The sequence below is a fragment of the Methanoregula sp. genome (assembly GCF_041645475.1).
In the GTDB taxonomy this organism is placed as follows: domain Archaea; phylum Halobacteriota; class Methanomicrobia; order Methanomicrobiales; family Methanospirillaceae; genus Methanoregula.
In genome coordinates this window covers 37,706-53,610 of sequence record NZ_JBAZQA010000014.1, presented here as the reverse complement: position 1 = coordinate 53,610, position 15,905 = coordinate 37,706, and the positions used below count along the sequence as shown (strand labels likewise).

At 55.2% G+C, this 15,905-nt stretch carries 17 protein-coding genes; 12 read left to right on the top strand and 5 right to left on the bottom strand.

Annotated features, from left to right (window positions below; translation table 11 throughout):
* Position 1: 1 nt before the first annotated feature.
* Positions 2 to 163: a hypothetical protein gene (locus WC598_RS11445; protein WP_372961633.1), complete on the bottom strand. Its 162-nt coding sequence runs from the start codon at positions 161 to 163 to the stop codon at positions 2 to 4.
* Positions 164 to 191: 28 nt separating this feature from the next.
* Between WC598_RS11445 and WC598_RS11440 the strand changes: the two genes are divergently transcribed.
* Positions 192 to 1,022: an RCC1 domain-containing protein gene (locus WC598_RS11440; protein ID WP_372961632.1), complete on the top strand. Its 831-nt coding sequence runs from the start codon at positions 192 to 194 to the stop codon at positions 1,020 to 1,022.
* A gap of 76 nt (positions 1,023 to 1,098) precedes the next feature.
* Here the strand turns inward: WC598_RS11440 and WC598_RS11435 are convergent, their stop codons facing one another.
* On the bottom strand, positions 1,099 to 1,452 hold the full coding sequence (locus WC598_RS11435; RefSeq protein ID WP_372961631.1) for a VOC family protein: 354 nt from the start codon (positions 1,450 to 1,452) through the stop codon (positions 1,099 to 1,101).
* A gap of 237 nt (positions 1,453 to 1,689) precedes the next feature.
* On the opposite strand from WC598_RS11435, the gene WC598_RS11430 reads away from it, so the two are divergent.
* The 11 genes from WC598_RS11430 to hisB all read left to right on the top strand — a co-directional run bounded on the left by WC598_RS11430 (position 1,690) and on the right by hisB (position 14,264).
* A complete protein-coding gene (locus WC598_RS11430) occupies positions 1,690 to 2,931 on the top strand; it encodes an aldo/keto reductase (protein WP_372961630.1) in 1,242 nt (413 codons plus the stop codon).
* On the top strand, positions 2,924 to 3,499 hold the full coding sequence (locus WC598_RS11425; RefSeq protein WP_372961629.1) for a TetR/AcrR family transcriptional regulator: 576 nt from the start codon (positions 2,924 to 2,926) through the stop codon (positions 3,497 to 3,499). Before WC598_RS11430 ends, WC598_RS11425 begins: the two co-directional genes overlap by 8 nt.
* Positions 3,500 to 3,553: 54 nt before the next feature.
* Positions 3,554 to 4,279: an ABC transporter ATP-binding protein gene (locus tag WC598_RS11420; protein ID WP_372961673.1), complete on the top strand. Its 726-nt coding sequence runs from the start codon at positions 3,554 to 3,556 to the stop codon at positions 4,277 to 4,279.
* Positions 4,272 to 5,678, top strand: coding sequence for a hypothetical protein (locus WC598_RS11415; protein WP_372961628.1), 1,407 nt, complete (start codon positions 4,272 to 4,274; stop codon positions 5,676 to 5,678). The genes WC598_RS11420 and WC598_RS11415 overlap by 8 nt, the downstream gene beginning before the upstream one ends.
* Before the next feature lie 205 nt (positions 5,679 to 5,883).
* Entirely contained in the window at positions 5,884 to 7,593 is a 1,710-nt protein-coding gene (locus WC598_RS11410) for a histidine kinase N-terminal 7TM domain-containing protein (RefSeq protein ID WP_372961627.1), read from the top strand.
* A 114-nt stretch (positions 7,594 to 7,707) separates the two neighbouring features.
* Complete coding sequence (locus WC598_RS11405; RefSeq protein ID WP_372961626.1) at positions 7,708 to 9,075, top strand: hypothetical protein; 1,368 nt, start codon at positions 7,708 to 7,710, stop codon at positions 9,073 to 9,075.
* 111 nt (positions 9,076 to 9,186) lie between these two features.
* On the top strand, positions 9,187 to 10,677 hold the full coding sequence (locus WC598_RS11400) for a zinc ribbon domain-containing protein (RefSeq protein ID WP_372961625.1): 1,491 nt from the start codon (positions 9,187 to 9,189) through the stop codon (positions 10,675 to 10,677).
* A gap of 164 nt (positions 10,678 to 10,841) precedes the next feature.
* On the top strand, positions 10,842 to 12,044 hold the full coding sequence (locus tag WC598_RS11395) for a methionine adenosyltransferase (protein ID WP_372961624.1): 1,203 nt from the start codon (positions 10,842 to 10,844) through the stop codon (positions 12,042 to 12,044).
* Between the two features lie 7 nt (positions 12,045 to 12,051).
* The gene (hisG, locus tag WC598_RS11390) at positions 12,052 to 12,969 is read left to right on the top strand and encodes an ATP phosphoribosyltransferase (RefSeq protein ID WP_372961623.1); all 918 of its coding nucleotides are present in this window, start codon (positions 12,052 to 12,054) and stop codon (positions 12,967 to 12,969) included.
* A 6-nt stretch (positions 12,970 to 12,975) separates the two neighbouring features.
* The gene (hisA, locus tag WC598_RS11385) at positions 12,976 to 13,686 is read left to right on the top strand and encodes a 1-(5-phosphoribosyl)-5-[(5-phosphoribosylamino)methylideneamino]imidazole-4-carboxamide isomerase (protein WP_372961622.1); all 711 of its coding nucleotides are present in this window, start codon (positions 12,976 to 12,978) and stop codon (positions 13,684 to 13,686) included.
* Complete coding sequence (gene hisB / locus WC598_RS11380) at positions 13,683 to 14,264, top strand: imidazoleglycerol-phosphate dehydratase HisB (RefSeq protein WP_372961621.1); 582 nt, start codon at positions 13,683 to 13,685, stop codon at positions 14,262 to 14,264. Before hisA ends, hisB begins: the two co-directional genes overlap by 4 nt.
* A 9-nt stretch (positions 14,265 to 14,273) precedes the next feature.
* Here the strand turns inward: hisB and WC598_RS11375 are convergent, their stop codons facing one another.
* The 3 genes from WC598_RS11375 to WC598_RS11365 form a co-directional block, all read right to left on the bottom strand.
* Positions 14,274 to 14,768, bottom strand: coding sequence for an N-acetyltransferase family protein (locus WC598_RS11375; RefSeq protein WP_372961620.1), 495 nt, complete (start codon positions 14,766 to 14,768; stop codon positions 14,274 to 14,276).
* Positions 14,769 to 14,899: 131 nt separating this feature from the next.
* The gene (locus tag WC598_RS11370; RefSeq protein ID WP_372961619.1) at positions 14,900 to 15,409 is read right to left on the bottom strand and encodes a MarR family winged helix-turn-helix transcriptional regulator; all 510 of its coding nucleotides are present in this window, start codon (positions 15,407 to 15,409) and stop codon (positions 14,900 to 14,902) included.
* A gap of 98 nt (positions 15,410 to 15,507) precedes the next feature.
* The gene (locus WC598_RS11365; protein ID WP_319376317.1) at positions 15,508 to 15,714 is read right to left on the bottom strand and encodes a histone family protein; all 207 of its coding nucleotides are present in this window, start codon (positions 15,712 to 15,714) and stop codon (positions 15,508 to 15,510) included.
* Positions 15,715 to 15,905: the final 191 nt, after the last annotated feature.

Here is a 15,905-nt window from a genome sequence, read left to right as displayed (position 1 = left end):
ATCAGCCTATGTCCGGGAAAAAAACCACTATCCTGTTTTTCTTCATTCTGCTCTGCCTCATCCTTACATTGTTTACCGGATGTCTTTCAAGGTCCGAATCCGCAGAAAACGGATCGGTATCCGGAAACGTTTCGGATTTCGCACACGTTTCCAGCACGTACATATCTCCTGTTTCCGATGCTCCGCGTGTGATGAACACAACCCGGATTATTGCAATCTCCGCGGGTGGAACCCATAGTTTGGCCTTGAAATCTGATGGTACTGTTCTGGCATGGGGGGCCAACTGGTACCGCCAGTCTACGGTCCCGCAGAATTGTACGAACATCACGGAAATTTCTGCGGGCTGGCATCACAATCTTGCACTGAAAAACGATGGAACGGTAGTTGCATGGGGAGATACCCATGAAGGTGAATGTGATGTCCCTGACGATATGTCGGATGTCAGGGCAGTGTCAGCAGGAGCCATGCACAATCTTGCACTGAAAAACGATGGAACGGTAGTTGCGTGGGGAGACAACGGAGCGGGCCAGGGAAATTTCCCCCAACGGCTCACTCATTATAAAGCAATATCCGGCAGGTCGCGGCACAGCCTTGGTTTGAAAGAAGATGGAACCCTCGATACATTCGGTTCAAATCTCTATGGTCAGAGGAATGTTCCTGCAAATCTTCACACTATTTCTGCTATCGCGGCCGGCAGCGGATTCAGCCTTGCGCTGAAAGATGACGGGACGGTTCTGGCCTGGGGTGCCGATGATCGTGGGCAGGTATCCGTTCCCGCGAATCTGACCAACGTGACTGCGATTGCAGCAGGTGACGAGCATAGTCTGGCGTTGATGAGCAATGGAACCGTAGTTGCCTGGGGGCGCAACCAGTATGGCCAGTGCGATGTTCCAAAAAATCTGACCGATGTTATTGCAATATCTGCCGGTACGGGTCATAATCTTGCCCTGAAACGTGACGGTACTGTTGTTGCCTGGGGCGATAATCAGTATGGCCAGTGCAATGTGCCCCGTTCTCTCTGAACCGGAGAATTCCTGACCCCGGTGGTATGGTTTTCATGACCGCGTCGTTCATTTCAACAAACGAAAAGAGAATAGTTCACCGGTGTTCGACATATTCGATAATGGCGCCATCCGGGTGGCGCACGGTCATGTTCATCCCGGTTGGTACCTGCTGCGGCGGCCGGAGGATCGTTGCGCCGTGATCGGTCAGGAACCGGTGGTACTCGTCAAGGGAATCAACGAGGAACGTTGCGAGCGTTGGCCGGAACTTCGTGAGGGATTCATCCGTACCGGCAAGGATAAGGATATCCTGTACCTGCGCGAGTTTGAGGCCGATCGCCGGCATTGAGAGTTTTTGTGAGACGTTAGATCCGGTCAGTTCCTCGTAAAAGCGCAGCGTTTCGTCAAGGTTGTTGGTATATACCCGGGTCAGGGTCTTTAAGATCTTCATTTGTAAAACCGGTTGGGATTAACTCCATTAAATCTCTCGTATCCCCGCCATGGTACCGGGCAGGGATAGCGAGCCTCCTCCGGAATGCTTCAGGTCCGATGGCCGACACCTCGTACCGGTCAAGCACCAGGATCCGGTTGGCCAGTGCATTGTTCTCCTGCACGAGCCGGCCAAATCTTTTATAGTCCTGATGCCAACAATTGACTGACTAGTCAATTTACAAATCGGAGCATCTTCATGTTATACCGAACCGTTCCAAAAACCGGCGACAGACTTTCGATCCTCGGCTTTGGCTGTATGCGCTACCCGTCCACCCGGACCGGCGGGATTGATGAGGAACGCACCATCCGGCAGATCCGGCAGGCCATTGACGGCGGGGTCAACTATCTCGACACCGCACCGGTCTACCACATGGGGAAGAGCGAAGTGATTCTCGGCCGGGCTCTTGCCGATGGTTACCGCGAGAAAGTCCGGATTGCAACCAAACTTCCACCCTGGTCGGTCTTTGACCGGGACGACATGGAGCGTATCCTCGATACCCAGCTTGAAACCCTCCAGACGGATCACATCGACTATTACCTGCTCCACAGCCTGAGCAAAAGCAGTTTTGAGAGTATGAAGATGCTGGGCATCTTTGCATTTCTCGATTCCGCCAAAAAGGACGGGAGGATCCGGCATGCCGGCTTCTCCACCCATGCAAACAACGCGGTGTTCCGGGAGATCGTTGACTCGTACGACTGGGACTTCTGCCAGATCCAATATAATTATCTCGACGAGAAGAACCAGGCCGGGACGGACGGGCTTGAATATGCGGCCGGAAAGAAAATGGCCGTCATGATCATGGAACCCCTCCGGGGCGGCAACCTTGCCGGAAGAGTTCCGGCCGCGATCCAGGCGATCTGGGACAAGGCTCCCGTGAAACGCTCACCGGCCGAATGGGCGCTGCGCTGGGTCTGGAACCACCCGGAAGTGACGGTTGTCCTCTCCGGGATGAACGATGAAGCCCACATTGAAGAGAATCTCCGGGTGGCAGACACGGCGCTCCCCGGTGGTCTGTTGGAGGAAGACCTTGCCACGATCCACCGGGCCCGGGACGAGTACTGGCGCCTGATGAAAGTCGGGTGCACGGGATGCGGGTACTGCATGCCCTGCCCGGCCGGTGTGGATATCCCCGGCTGTTTTGCAAGCTACAACACGCATGCCCTCTTTCCCCACGACCGGACAACGAAGTTTCACTACATCGGGCAGCACGGCGGTCTCATGGGGGAGAAGTCCTCGGCCGGGCTCTGCCGGCAGTGCGGTAAGTGTGCCAAAGCCTGCCCCCAGCACCTGCCCATCCCTGCTCTCATGAAGGATGTGGCCCGGGAGATGGAGGGCATGATGGGTGTTGTTGTCCCGGTGCTGAAAGGCGGGTTGTGGTGCATGAACAAGCTCGGGCGCGTGCGCCGGTTCGTCACGGGTGACAAGTCCCATGCCTGACCCTGTCAGCGACAAGCAGGAGGCAATCCTGGATACTGCCCTCCGGCTCTTTACCGAGAGAGGGTTCTTCGGGACGCCGACTTCGATGATCTCAAAGGAGGCCGGTGTTGCCACCGGCACCCTCTTCTTTTATTTTAAGACAAAGGAAGATCTCATCGATACGCTCTACGGCCGGATCAAGGCCGAGGCAGCAACGGCGATGTGCCGCAACCTTGAGAAAGAAAAGACGGCCCGGGACCGGCTCCGCCGCATTGGCCGCAATGCAATTGCCTGGGGAACAGAGTACCCGGAAAAGATGAAGTTCATGGAGCAGTTTGCCCACTCATCCTTTGTATCGACAACTGCCCAGGAGGAAGGCATGTCCCGCTTCCTCTTCCTGCAGGATCTCGTTGTGGACGGGATCCGGGAAGGTGCAATCCGTGAATGCGACCCGCAGCTCGTGATCTTCATGATGGCCTCTGCCATGTCGGGGCTTATTGCACGGGTTGCTTCTGCGAAGACCAAAAAAGAGAAGGACGAGATCATCAGCCAGGGCCTGGACCTTGTCTGGAGCGGGCTGAAAGCATGAACCGGGGTGCGGATATGATGGATAATCATGAAGGTATGTCTGGAGAGTGAACAGATGTCAGTGATACTGGAAGCAAAGGATCTTTCAAAGGTGTATGGTGAGGTAAACGCGGTGAACCATGTCTCGCTTGCCGTAAAGGAAGGAGCGCTCTTTGGCCTCTTAGGCCCAAACGGCTCCGGCAAGACGACAATGATCAAGATGCTAACCGGGCAGGTCCGGCCAACCTCGGGCTCTGCAACCGTGCTCGGCCTTGACGTTGAAAAGGACCCGGTCGGGGTCCGGGCCCAGGTGGGAATCATCCCCGAGCAGGAGACTCCCCCGAGCTTCCTCACTGCCCGGGAATATCTCGATTTTGTCGGGGCGGTCCGGAAGATCCCCGATATCGGGGAAAAAGCGGACTGGTGGTTTGATTTCCTGGAATTTGGGGACAAGAAGAACGTGCTCTGCAAGGATCTCTCCCGGGGCACCCGGCAGAAACTGATGTTTGCCCAGGCCTTCGTCCACGAGCCGGCGCTTGCCCTTATCGACGAGCCCTTAATCAACTTCGACCCGATCATGCAGGACGTTGTCAAGGACTATCTGGCAGAATATGCAAAGAAAGGAAAGACTATCTTCATCTCAACCCATATCCTCGAGGTTGCCGAAGAGATCTGCTCGGAGTTTGCCATCCTGCACAAGGGCAACCTCCTCCACACCGGTCCTGTTGCCGATCTCACGGCAAGAGACGAGCACCTCTCATCGTTCTTCCTCTCGCTTGTCAGGAAGGATCGCCATGCTTGATCTCTTTAAGAACATGGTAAAAGAGGAGTGGCGGATGCACTCCACGATGTTCGGGAGCCTCTCCTTTGCAATGTTCCCGGTCATGATCTTCGGGATTGCGTTCATGAGCTCGTTCCTTCTGCCGCTCCTGCGAACCAGCATGCCTGCGGGAAACATCGCGCTCATGACCCATGCAAGTTTCTTAATGCTCGGGTTCATGGTCGGGGCGTTCGGCCTTCTCGGGAACGAGGTGATGAACCGGAGGTTCGGGCAGGCAAGCCTTCTTGCGTACTCTGCCCGGAGCCTGCCGCTATCAGGGCAGTTCATCTTTTCGAATTTTGTTGTCAAGGACCTGATCTACTACTTCTTCCTCTGGGTCTTCCCGTTCGGGCTCGGGTACATCCTTGCATCGCCGTTCATCGGCGTCCCTCTAGCCGGTGCCCTCCTTCTCCTCCTGACCCTGACCCTTTCGTTCCTCTCTGGCCTCTGCGTTGTCTTCTTCCTCTCAACGGTGTATGCCCGATCACGGGCGCTGCTCTGGCTCCTTGTACTTCTCCTCGGGGCCGGCTGCGGGACTATCGTCGCAGTCACCGGTACAAACCCGGCGCTCTTCTTCCCGCCGCTGCTCCTGTATCTCTCGTTCTCGTATCCGCTCTTCCTGCTCACCTGTGCAGCCCTTGCCATCCTTTTTGCGGTTTCGGTTGCGCTGTTCGATCCGCAGGAGACCGAAAAGACCCGGGAAGTTAAGAATTCCTTTGCCCCGCTCCTTGCAAAATTCTCCTTCCTCCCCAACCCGCCGCTTGCCGCAAAGGACATGATCGATCTCTACCGGAGCGGAAGCGTTGTCGGCCAGACCCTCTTCTCGTTCATCATCCCGCTTGCGGTGATCTGGTTCTTCCTCTCCCTCCTGGGGCCGTACCTTCCGCCGCACGGCCTCCTCTTCATGTTTGCCATTGTCGCAGGTGTCATTGCCTCGACCATGTACACATGGGTCACGATGTTCGACAATTTCGGGCCGTACGCCTGCCTGCCGGTGGCGGTCAGCACACTCATATCGGGGAAAGTCACTACCTTCTCGCTTCTCCAGATAGTGCCTGCGGTATTTATCGCGGCAGTGGCAGTCCTGACCGGAGAAGCTGCCAATCTTGTTCCTGCGGTTGTGCTCTGCCTTGCGATCTCGTTCTATGCAGCCGGCGTGATGGTCTGGCTGACCGGGCTTTCCCCGAACGTGCTGGTCTATGACGTGAAAGTCCTCGTCATCTACCTTGCCCTTGTCGGTCTTGCCCTCACAATCTTCACCGGGATTGCGTTTGCCAGTCCGCTCTTTGCAATCGCATCTCTTGTCCTATTGGTTCCGGCCTGGCTGTTTATCCGGAAAGCGAAAGTGAAATGGGATGCTGTCGACCCTGCCGGGTTCTGAGATTCCTTTTTTTCAGGAGTTTACCCGGATGGATCGTACCAGCCCGACCTGCCATATATGTGCCAGAATAAAATCTGCTCTATTTATCTGCCATGGAACCTGAGTATGAATACTTTTTCCGGCCTTATCCTCCTGAAATATCCCGGTGATCTGAACCGGGTTACCAGACAACTCCGGATAGAACGGAACAAGGTGTGAGAAGCCCATGTTCATCCAGTTTTCCCCGGTGGTATTCCTCCTCCTCATCTCCGGCAGCGTCTCTTTGGTTCTTGCGCTTATTGGATGGCGGAACCGGGCTATCCCGATCTCGCGGCCGTTTACCCTCCTGATGGCGGCGGAGGCGGCCTGGATCTTCCTGTATGCCCTGGAACTGATGAGCCCGGATATCCCCACAAGCCTTCTCATCAACGATATCGAATACCCCGCCCTTCTGACCGTACCGGTGGCTTGGCTCTTTATTCTCCTCTATTTCACCGGGCGCGAGCGGTACCTGACACGGAAAACCGTGCCGCTCTTTTTCATTGTCCCGGCGATTTCCTATCTCCTTCTCCTGACAAACCCGTATCACCACCTGTATTACACGGGGTTTTCCACGGTAATGTACGATGGGTACCAGTTTCTTGTCTATAATCACGGACCATTTTTCTGGATCACCATCGCCTATGCGTATATCATCGTTCTCGTATCCCTCATCCTTGCAGCGGGACGGCTGTTCGTCCCCAACGAACTCTACCGCCGCCAGACAATCCTTCTTCTCTGTGCCTCGTGCATTCCGGCATTCTGTAACCTGGTATATATTTTCCAGCTGGCCCCGTTCCCCGGCTACGACCTGACCCCGGTTGCGTTCCTGCTCACCGGGCTTGTCTTTGCCGTTGGTCTCATCCGGTACCAGCTCTTCACTGCACTGCCTGTTGCCTATTCCCTGGTATTTTCTACCATGAAAGAAGGGGTTATCGTGACTGACCGGCTGTATCGCGTGATGGATCTCAATCCCGCAGCTGAAGCGATTACCGGCTCATCCTCAACTGCAGCCACCGGCCAGCGTGTTACCGTGATCCTGCCGCAGATTCCTGATGGTGCACTGGATCCCATCACCCCCCTCCGGGAAAAGCGCGTCGAGATTCAGGTTCCTATGGAGGGTCATGAGCGGTATTACGAGATCCTGGTAACGCATATGGATGAGAACGGATCGGACAGAGCCGGGTATCTCTGGCTTCTCCGGGACATCACGGACCGGAAGCAGGCAGAGCTGGAACTTGCCAGTGCCAATAAGAAGATCACCCTCCTCACCAGCATCACAAGGCACGATATCAGCAACAAACTCACCGTTGCCGGCAGTTATCATTTACTGGCGCGGCGGCTCTCGACCGATCCGCTGATGTCCGAATATATGGATCGTGAGGAGAAGGCGATCGAGGCAATACGCGAACAGATTGCCTTTACCAAGGTATACGAGGAGATCGGGAGCGCGGCACCGGTCTGGCAGGACGTGGATTCCCTCATTGTCCAGTCCAGCCGGCATGTGGATCTGAAACAGGTGCACCTTGCGTACAATAATGCGGGGTTTGAGATCTATGCCAACCCGATGCTCGAAAAGGTCTTCTACAACCTTTTTGATAATGCCATGAAGTACGCAGGCCCCGGGATATCCGCAATCCGGGTAACCTCTTCCCGTCAGGGGGATGATCTGATTCTTGCCGTGGAGGATGATGGCGCGGGGATATCTCCCGAAGACAAATCCCGCCTTTTTGAGCGGGGATTTGGGAAAAATACCGGTCTCGGCCTCTTCCTCTCCCGGGAGATCCTCTCGATCACCGGTATCCGGATACAGGAACGCGGTGAGCCGGGCAAAGGTGCACGGTTTGAACTTGTTGTACCAAAGGGAAAATACCGGTTTCGTGACACGGTATCGTAAGCGTGTTCTGGTCCTGACCCATTTTCCCCCTGTCCTGCAGTGTCCCCGATCCCCGGTCCGTCATATCCTGCAAGCGTTTATTGTCTCTTACTCCCAACCGATAGAGATCATACTATGCCGGCAACCCAGTTTTTCCCCATCCCCCCCGAGATGTTTGCCCTTGTCTCTGAGACCGTCAGCAGGAGGGTATCCCGTCTCCCGTTTCTGCGCAGCGGGGTCATGGTCACCGGCGAACTGCTGGGGGTTGCCATGGAATGCCTCAACGCCGAGTTCAAGAAAACCCTTGCTCTCACCACACCCCAGAACGCACTGGTAATCCCGGATGATGGTCTCGACCGGTGCATCGAGGAGCGCCTCCACCTGCCGGGAAAGACCATTGTTCCGGTGATTGCCGAGGTACTGATCTCTGCCGGGATTGCCGAGTCCGCGGAGATCCTGGAGCGGGGTTTTCCCCATCCCCGCAAGGGAATACGCCTTCTTTCCCCGTGGACCTGGCATGTTGCATCCCCGTCAGTGCGTCCCATGAATCTCCCCGGTTCCGGTGGCGATGAGAGCTCGCCTTCGCTGTCCTGGATGAGTGTCTGCCCGGTCTGCCGGACCGGTATCTTAAACCGGGTTGTGGGAAAACAGCTCTTCGGTATTCCCCATACCGACTTCTATATTGAATGCACCCATTGCGGGGCAAAGTTCATACCGGTCGGCACCCAGTTCCGCCTGGTCACCATAGCAAACATCCGCGATCCCCTCTGGAGAAAGAACCTTGACCAGACCTTCCCGCCCGAGACCTGGGCAGCGCTTGCGCGCGGCACCAGTCCCGGGGGAAATCCCCTCAAGCGAAAACCGGAGAATAAGCAGCAAGGGCCGCCCGTGGCAACCCCCGCCTTTACCTTGACGCAGCTCAAGGACGGTTCCTTTGCGGTCCCGTACCAGGGAAAGACCCTCTATTTCCGTACCGCCAAAGTGACGTTTTCCGGGGGCTCTAAAGACGATCTCTTTGCCCGGTCAAAGATACTCCTCCAGGATCTCCTGGAGAACCCGGCCTATGAACACCTCCGGTCACCGGTGAATGCCAAGTATTCCCGGTATCTCCCCATGGCGGCCGGGCTCTTTCTTGGCCAGCTCAAGGAACGGCACGACCCCTTTTACCGCGAGTTCCTCAACACGTATGGCGATGAAAAGTACGGCACGTTCCGGCTCGAAGAGTTACGGGATGCAGAAAAAAAAGGGATCCTGATAGTCGTAGTCCGGAGGGGGCTGTACCATGTGGCCGACTGCCCGGAAAGTATCCGCCACACGGTAAACGATATCTTCGGCCGTCTTCTCCCGGATGACTGCCTGCTCAACCATGACAGCATGCGGTGCCGGATCAACGCTGTTCTCTGCAACAACAAGACCGATGCCGGCCTGCATTACTATGCCTGCGAGAACAATGAAGAGCGGGAAGGGATCCTTGAGAGTATCCGCCAATGCATTACACCGTAACCACCGGGAATATTCCCCGGTATTTCTGTCGGGAACTGATCAGAGTATTTTTCTTATCCAATGAGAACATTATAGATAACTAGTCTGGATATCACGGAACGGAGTCCATAGATGAAATGTCCTCACTGCGGGATGAATATTAGAGACAACGTCGTCGAATGTGGCTATTGCGGCGGCAAAATAGCCCAGCGTCCCGAAAAGACGAATGCCGCGCCCGGAAAGAGTGCCGCACCCGGGGGCATGGCTGCAAAGGGGGCATCGCAGAAACCGACCATGCCAGATGATGCGGAGATGGAGGATGAAGAGGGTGGCGGCCTCTCCGGGTACCTCCAGCCCGGGGAACAGGTCCTGGTTGGTTCGCTCAATATATCCGTCAAGAAATTCTTTTTCCACGCCTACTTAACCAACAAGCGGGTCTTCCTCATCGATACCCAGGAGAAGAAGCTCAAGGTCACCGCAAAGGATGTTCCGCGGGATACGATTGTCGGCAGTATCGTGGAATTCTCCGAGAATTCGGATCCCGTTCTTGTCCTCTCCATACGCTCCGGTGACGATGAGGTCAAGACCATGAAAATGGTCTTTGCCCAGTCAGGCTCAGACCGTTCCGCCGAGATTGATGAATGGATCGCCCTGCTCCAGGAAGCAGAGCCCATAAAAAAGGGCAAAAAGGCACCCGTTGAGGAACCTGCCGAACCGGAAATTCCCGAGGAGGAGCCCGAAGAGGAGGAGTATGAAGAGGAGCCCCCGGTAGTGGCAAAACCGGTAAAGCCGCCGGTGCGCCAGGGGCTTCAGCCCGCCAGAAAACCCCTTAAGGATCACGAGCGCCAGCCCCCGGTCAAACGTATTGTCTCCCCCTACAAAATTCCGGAACCGGAGCCTGAACCGGAACCCGAGGCAGAAGAGCCTGATCCGGAAGTCGTGCTGCCCCCGCGGCGATCCCGGCCGCAGGTGCGCGAGGCCGCCGAACCGGTAAAACGATCGGTGATCTCCTCCAGCTATGACCGGGAGATTCCGCCTGCCAGGGAGTCTCCGGCCCCGCAGGTAAGAAAACCCGAAGTCCAGTCTGCAATGAAAGGGGCGATGAAGGGTGCAATCCGATCGCAAACCCCCCCGGTGGCACAACCGGTACGGCGGATGGTATCCCAGCCTGTCCGGCAGCCCGAACCTGAACCGGAGCCCGAGTACGTGCCCGAGTACGAACCGGAGCCGGAACCCGAAGTACGACCCCCGGTACGCCGGCCCGTTCCCCGGGAGATCCCGCCGGCGGTCCGGGCACCTGAAGATCCCACGGGCAATATGGGGAACCCCCAGTTCTGCCATAACTGCGGCAAGAAGCTCCCGCATGCAGCGAATTTCTGTCCCGGCTGCGGCACAAAACTGGGCCAGCACCGGACCCTGCCGCACACCCGTCCCCCGGTAATGCATGCCGACAACCGGACTGCAAAAACGGTTCCTCCCGCTCACGAACAGCGGACCCACCACGACAGTGAAGACCCTGAGGAGGAGGATATCGGGGAAGTCCCGATCCCGATAAAACCCCCGGTCAAGAAAGTGCCAAAAGGAAGCGAGATGACCATTCTCCACAAATTCCTCCGGCGCTGATTTTTTTACCCTCTCCTCCTAGTCTTTTCCTGCGTCAAAACGGTCTTTTCTGCCGGCCCCGTGTATTACCCCCGGTAATAAAAAAGCGGAAACAATTGTGCTTTTAGAAATTGTTATATGAATTCCAGTCCCCATTATTACTACGAAGTCTCACGAGGTAGTCAATGAAGAGAAATATCCAGATTGAAGCATTGGACCAGATACCCCTTGAAAAACAGCGGATCGAACTTGTTGAACGCAAATGTCTCGGTCACCCGGACAGCCTTGCCGATGGCATTGCCGAATCGATCAGCCAGGCACTCTGCAAAACCTACCTTGACGAGTTCGGTTTTGTTCTTCACCACAACACCGACCAGGGCGAAGTTGTAGCCGGCGAATCGTCACCCAAGTTCGGTGGCGGCCGGATGATCCGCCCGATCTATGTCCTTATCGACGGCCGGGCCACCAAGCAGTTCGATGGTGTTACCCTCCCCACCGATGCTGTTGCTGTTGAAGCAGCCTACAAATATATCCACAAGATCCTCCCGGAGCTCAACCTCAACCGCGACGTGATGATTGATTGCCGCCTCGGCACCGGGTCAACTGACCTGCGGGATGTCTTCAAGCCCAGCCAGGGAAAAGTTCCCCGGTCAAACGATACATCCTTTGGTGTCGGTCACGCCCCCTTCTCGGAAGTCGAGACTATCATCAAGAACAGCGCTGAATATATTGACACGAAACTCCGCAAGAAGTATCCCGCCATTGGCCAGGATATCAAGATCATGGGACTGCGGGACGGGAATACCATCACCCTCACGATTGCCTGTGCCATTGTTGACCGCTACTGTAAGGATATCCGGGAATACTCGGAATACATGAGCCTCCTCAACGATGAGATAACTGCAATTGCAAAGAAGAGCACCAAGCGCAAGGTTCTCGTCCACGTCAACACCGCCGACGACATCAAGAAGAAGAGTGTCTTCTTGACGGTTACCGGAACATCTGCCGAGATGGGCGATGACGGGTCAGTCGGCCGCGGCAACCGCTGCAACGGGCTCATCACCCCCAACCGCCCGATGTCCATGGAGGCAACGAGCGGCAAGAACCCGATCAACCACATCGGCAAGATCTACAACCTCCTCTCTACCCAGGTTGCCCGCGAATGTGTCACGAAAGTAGACGGCATCGAAGAGATGTATGTCCGGCTGCTCTCCCAGATAGGCAAGCCCATCGACCAGCCGCTCGTGGCAAGCATCCAGGTTCTGCCAAAATCCGGCGTCAAGCTCAAGGACATCAACGCGGACATCCTTGAGATCGTTGACTACCAGCTGGCAAATGTTACCTCCATCACCGAGAAGGTTATCGAAGGCAAACTCAAGACCTTCTGATCCAACAATGGCGAAATCTGCAAAGATGATAAAAAAACAACCTGCAACCCCTTCTTCTTTTTCTGATGTTGTACGGCTGGCGATCCCCAACAAGGGCCGGATCGCAGCCCCCATCATGGATCTCGTTGAGAAGAGCGGGCTCCACCTGGCCGAGAACGGGGAGCGGAGGCTGATTGCCCGGACGCTCGATCCCCATGTGGAGATTCTCTTTGCCCGGCCGGTTGATATTCCCGAATACGTTGCAACGGGAGCAGCCGATCTCGGCATCACCGGCCACGACATGGTAGTGGAACGGGAAGCCGATGTGGAAGAGCTTCTCGATCTCCAGTTCGGCAAGGCAAAACTGGTGCTCGCCGTGCATGAGGATTCGGAAATAACGTCGGTAAAACAGCTTGCCGGGCTGAAAGTTGCAACAGAGTTCCCGGTGATTACCCGGAACTACTTCAAAAAACACAAGGTGAATGTGGAAGTCGTGATCGTAGGGGGTGCCTGCGAGGCAACGCCCCATCTCGGTATTGCTGACGCGATAATCGATCTCTCCAGTTCGGGAACAACCCTGAAGACCAACCGCCTCCGGGTCATCGACGAGGTGCTGGTGACATCAACCCACCTCATCGGGAACCGTGCCTCGCTTGTTGCCAAGAAAGGGAAGATCGATGAGATCCACCTGGCCCTGGAGAGCGTGATCCGGGCCCGGGGCCAGTGCTACCTGATGATGAACGTAAAAAGGGCCTCGCTTGATACGGTGAAACGCGTTCTGCCGGGTCTCTCGGGTCCGACCGTGATGGATGTGGCATCCAGCGAGGACCTCGTTGCCGTCCATGCGGTTGTCAACGAGGAGCGGGTCTATACCCTGATCAATTCCTTAAGACGGGCAGGCGCAAAGGACATCCTCGTCATGGCCATCCAACGGATGATCCGCTGATCTATCATGAGAATTTTTCCCGCCGTTGACATCCTCGGGGGCCGTTGTGTCCAGCTCGTCCAGGGAAAACGCGAGAGTGCGACTGCGTACGGCAATCCGCTGGACTGCGCCACCCGCTGGCTTGATGAGGGGGCAGATGCCCTCCATGTCATCAACCTTGACGGGGCATTTGGCACCGCTGCGAAAAATGCCGGCCTGATTGCGGACCTCATCAAAAAAACCGGCGTGGAGATCGAACTGGGGGGCGGTATCCGCTCGCTTGAGGACGCAAAACACTGGCTCGATACCGGCGTCTCGCGCATCATCATCTCAACGCTTGCCACCCAGGATCCGGCATGTATCCGCACCCTTGCCGATGAGTTCGGGAGCAGCCGGATCATGGCCGGGGTCGATGCCAAAGGTGGCCAGATCGCGGTTCACGGCTGGCAGGAGACTGCCGGGGATTATCTCGGCTGGGCGAAACGGTTCGAGGACCTGGGAGCCGGGTCGCTCCTCTATACGAACGTGGATGTCGAGGGGCTCCAGCAGGGAGTCCGGTTCGAACCGGTGAAACGGCTTATCGATCACGTGAAGATCCCGGTTGTTGTTGCTGGGGGAGTATCGTCACGACAGGATGTTTTCGGGCTGCGGGAGGCCGGGGCCTGGGGTGCAGTCCTTGGCTCGTCCCTGTACAGCGGTAAGATCTCATTAACGGATGCACTGGAGGAATGCAAATGAGAATTGTGGAACTCAGACGGGAGACCAAAGAGACGAATATCGCGATCCGGCTCGATCCGGATGGTTCCGGGAACGTGACCGTGGACAGCGGCGTACCATTCTTTGACCACATGCTCAATGCAATGGCAAAACACGGCGGGTTCGATATGACCCTTACGGCTAAAGGCGACCTGCACGTTGACTGCCACCACACGGTTGAGGATGTGGGGATCGTGCTCGGCGATGCCATAAAACAGGCAATCGGTGAAGGCCGGGGCATGAAGCGTTTTTCCCATGCGATCATTCCCATGGACGAATCTCTTGCACAGGCAGCGCTCGACTGCGGGGGGAGGGGCTACCTGGTCTGGACCGGCTCGTTCGGGAACAAGACAATCGGGAATATCCCGTCAGACCTCTTCGAGCATTTCTTTTACTCGCTCTGCACCCGTGCAGGCATCACCGCCCATATCACGTTCTCCGGAAAAAATGATCACCACAAGTGCGAGGCCGCCTTCAAAGCCTTCGGGATTGCGCTCGGGGAAGCGCTCTCAATTACCGGTGATACAAAGACCGTCCGCAGCACGAAAGGGAAGTTCTGAACTTCCCGACTAGATATTTTTCTGCATCCAGACTGTATCGAATAAAACTCCTTTTTTCTCGGCAACTTTTGAAAACCGCCCGCATTCCACGAACCCGTGCTGCCCGTGGAACCGGATGCTTCCTTCGTTGAGGGACGAGATGCTTGCAAGGATCGTTCTGATCCCCTGTTTTTTTGCATCGGCAAGGAGGCGGTCGAGCATCTTTGAACCAAGTCCTTTCCCCGTCTCTCCGGGCCGGATGAAATACGTGATCTCCGCTGTACGGCGGAATGAGGGCATGGGATTATGGGGGCGGAGCAGGCCGAAACCGGCAATTTCCCTGGTCGTGTTGCGGGCAACCACCGTTGGATACTGGCTGCAGGTTTCAAGGAGGTGGTCAAAGAATTCGTACGGCACCGGGTGTTCCAGGTACGCGGCGTAACTGTTCCCGATGTAATAATTGAAGATGTCGACAACTGCCTTTTTATCTGACGGCTGTATCGGGCTCAATGAGTAATTCTGCATACTTTTTTCTCCATGACAATCCCCTCCACAGGGAATGGCCTCACATTGTATAGTATCTAAACTATTTAATTTAGTTGCTAAACAATACCTGTATGGATCCCGGCAGTTACCGGATATCCTGTCAGAAAAAGTTATACGAACATTTCTGAAACGTTCCGGCGCAGTTCCGGACAATCCTCAAAGATCTTCTCAAGGGTTAAGAAAATATTCAGTGCGTTTTGCCGGTCTTCTTTTTTTAAGGATGCAATTACCTGGATGAGTCTCCCGTTCACGAGGGAATGATACGCCTCGTGCCATGCAAACGCTTTTTTCCCGGCATCCGTGAGCCGGAGATAGATAGTCTTGTTATCCCCCTCTCCATTATATCGTTCGAGGTATCCTTTCTCTTCTAATTTTTTTACGGTCTGCGAGACCGCCCCTCTGGTAATACCGAGCCGCAATGCAATTGAAGACATGCTGTCCTCCGGGAACCGCCCGGCCAGATCGATCAGGTGGATTTCAGAGGTATAGAGCAACACGCCGTCACCGGTATCGACCGGTTCTCTTTCGATCTGAGCTGCTTTTGAAAAAAGCCTGGCCAGGGTGTCCATAAACTCCGCGACCCCGGTGTCGCAACCCGTATCCGGTGTATGGTTTAGCATCTATACAATTGTGGGGCCGTGAAGGATATCACTGCTTGCATTCCAAAAGAACCGGGAGAAGAGCGATGGGAATTAAACGTAAGAGAAAAAAGGGTTGATCAGTTGGACTTTGCAGCCAAGTCAACATCTTCTTTCTTGATTGTCTTTCTGCCCGCGTGCTCGGCAAGCTTGTTGGCTTCCTTGGTGAGCTGGGCAATGTACTTCTCAGCTTTGACAACAAGGGCTTCAGCTGCATCGCTTCCTACTCTTTCGGCTCCGTTCTTCTTTGCAATCCTTACAACTGCGGCGATTGGTAAATCTGCCATGTTTCTAACCTCAAAAAGAAAGTATCTTGATATATTTAAATACTTTTTGGAGAAATACGATAATTTACTCATTATTAGGCTATTGGAGGGCATCCTGCTAAGCAAGTGAAGAACGGGGTTCAGAATTTCGCAGAATATTATTAAAACGAATATACTGGTTATTTTTGAAAAAATACGGCTATTTTTGCGTT

Excerpts from the sequence above, each read along its gene's own strand:
- WC598_RS11410 (WP_372961627.1), top strand. The coding sequence starts at position 5,884 with ATGTTCATCCAGTTTTCCCCGGTGGTATTCCTCCTCCTCATCTCCGGC.
- WC598_RS11405 (WP_372961626.1), top strand. The coding sequence starts at position 7,708 with ATGCCGGCAACCCAGTTTTTCCCCATCCCCCCCGAGATGTTTGCCCTT.
- WC598_RS11415 (WP_372961628.1), top strand. The coding sequence starts at position 4,272 with ATGCTTGATCTCTTTAAGAACATGGTAAAAGAGGAGTGGCGGATGCAC.
- WC598_RS11365 (WP_319376317.1), bottom strand. The coding sequence starts at position 15,714 with ATGGCAGATTTACCAATCGCCGCAGTTGTAAGGATTGCAAAGAAGAAC.
- WC598_RS11435 (WP_372961631.1), bottom strand. The coding sequence starts at position 1,452 with ATGAAGATCTTAAAGACCCTGACCCGGGTATATACCAACAACCTTGAC.
- WC598_RS11445 (WP_372961633.1), bottom strand. The coding sequence starts at position 163 with ATGTACGTGCTGGAAACGTGTGCGAAATCCGAAACGTTTCCGGATACC.
- WC598_RS11420 (WP_372961673.1), top strand. The coding sequence starts at position 3,554 with ATGTCAGTGATACTGGAAGCAAAGGATCTTTCAAAGGTGTATGGTGAG.
- WC598_RS11400 (WP_372961625.1), top strand. The coding sequence starts at position 9,187 with ATGAAATGTCCTCACTGCGGGATGAATATTAGAGACAACGTCGTCGAA.
- WC598_RS11430 (WP_372961630.1), top strand. The coding sequence starts at position 1,690 with ATGTTATACCGAACCGTTCCAAAAACCGGCGACAGACTTTCGATCCTC.
- WC598_RS11375 (WP_372961620.1), bottom strand. The coding sequence starts at position 14,768 with ATGCAGAATTACTCATTGAGCCCGATACAGCCGTCAGATAAAAAGGCA.
- hisB (WP_372961621.1), top strand. The coding sequence starts at position 13,683 with ATGAGAATTGTGGAACTCAGACGGGAGACCAAAGAGACGAATATCGCG.
- WC598_RS11440 (WP_372961632.1), top strand. The coding sequence starts at position 192 with ATGAACACAACCCGGATTATTGCAATCTCCGCGGGTGGAACCCATAGT.
- WC598_RS11425 (WP_372961629.1), top strand. The coding sequence starts at position 2,924 with ATGCCTGACCCTGTCAGCGACAAGCAGGAGGCAATCCTGGATACTGCC.
- hisG (WP_372961623.1), top strand. The coding sequence starts at position 12,052 with ATGGCGAAATCTGCAAAGATGATAAAAAAACAACCTGCAACCCCTTCT.
- hisA (WP_372961622.1), top strand. The coding sequence starts at position 12,976 with ATGAGAATTTTTCCCGCCGTTGACATCCTCGGGGGCCGTTGTGTCCAG.
- WC598_RS11395 (WP_372961624.1), top strand. The coding sequence starts at position 10,842 with ATGAAGAGAAATATCCAGATTGAAGCATTGGACCAGATACCCCTTGAA.
- WC598_RS11370 (WP_372961619.1), bottom strand. The coding sequence starts at position 15,409 with ATGCTAAACCATACACCGGATACGGGTTGCGACACCGGGGTCGCGGAG.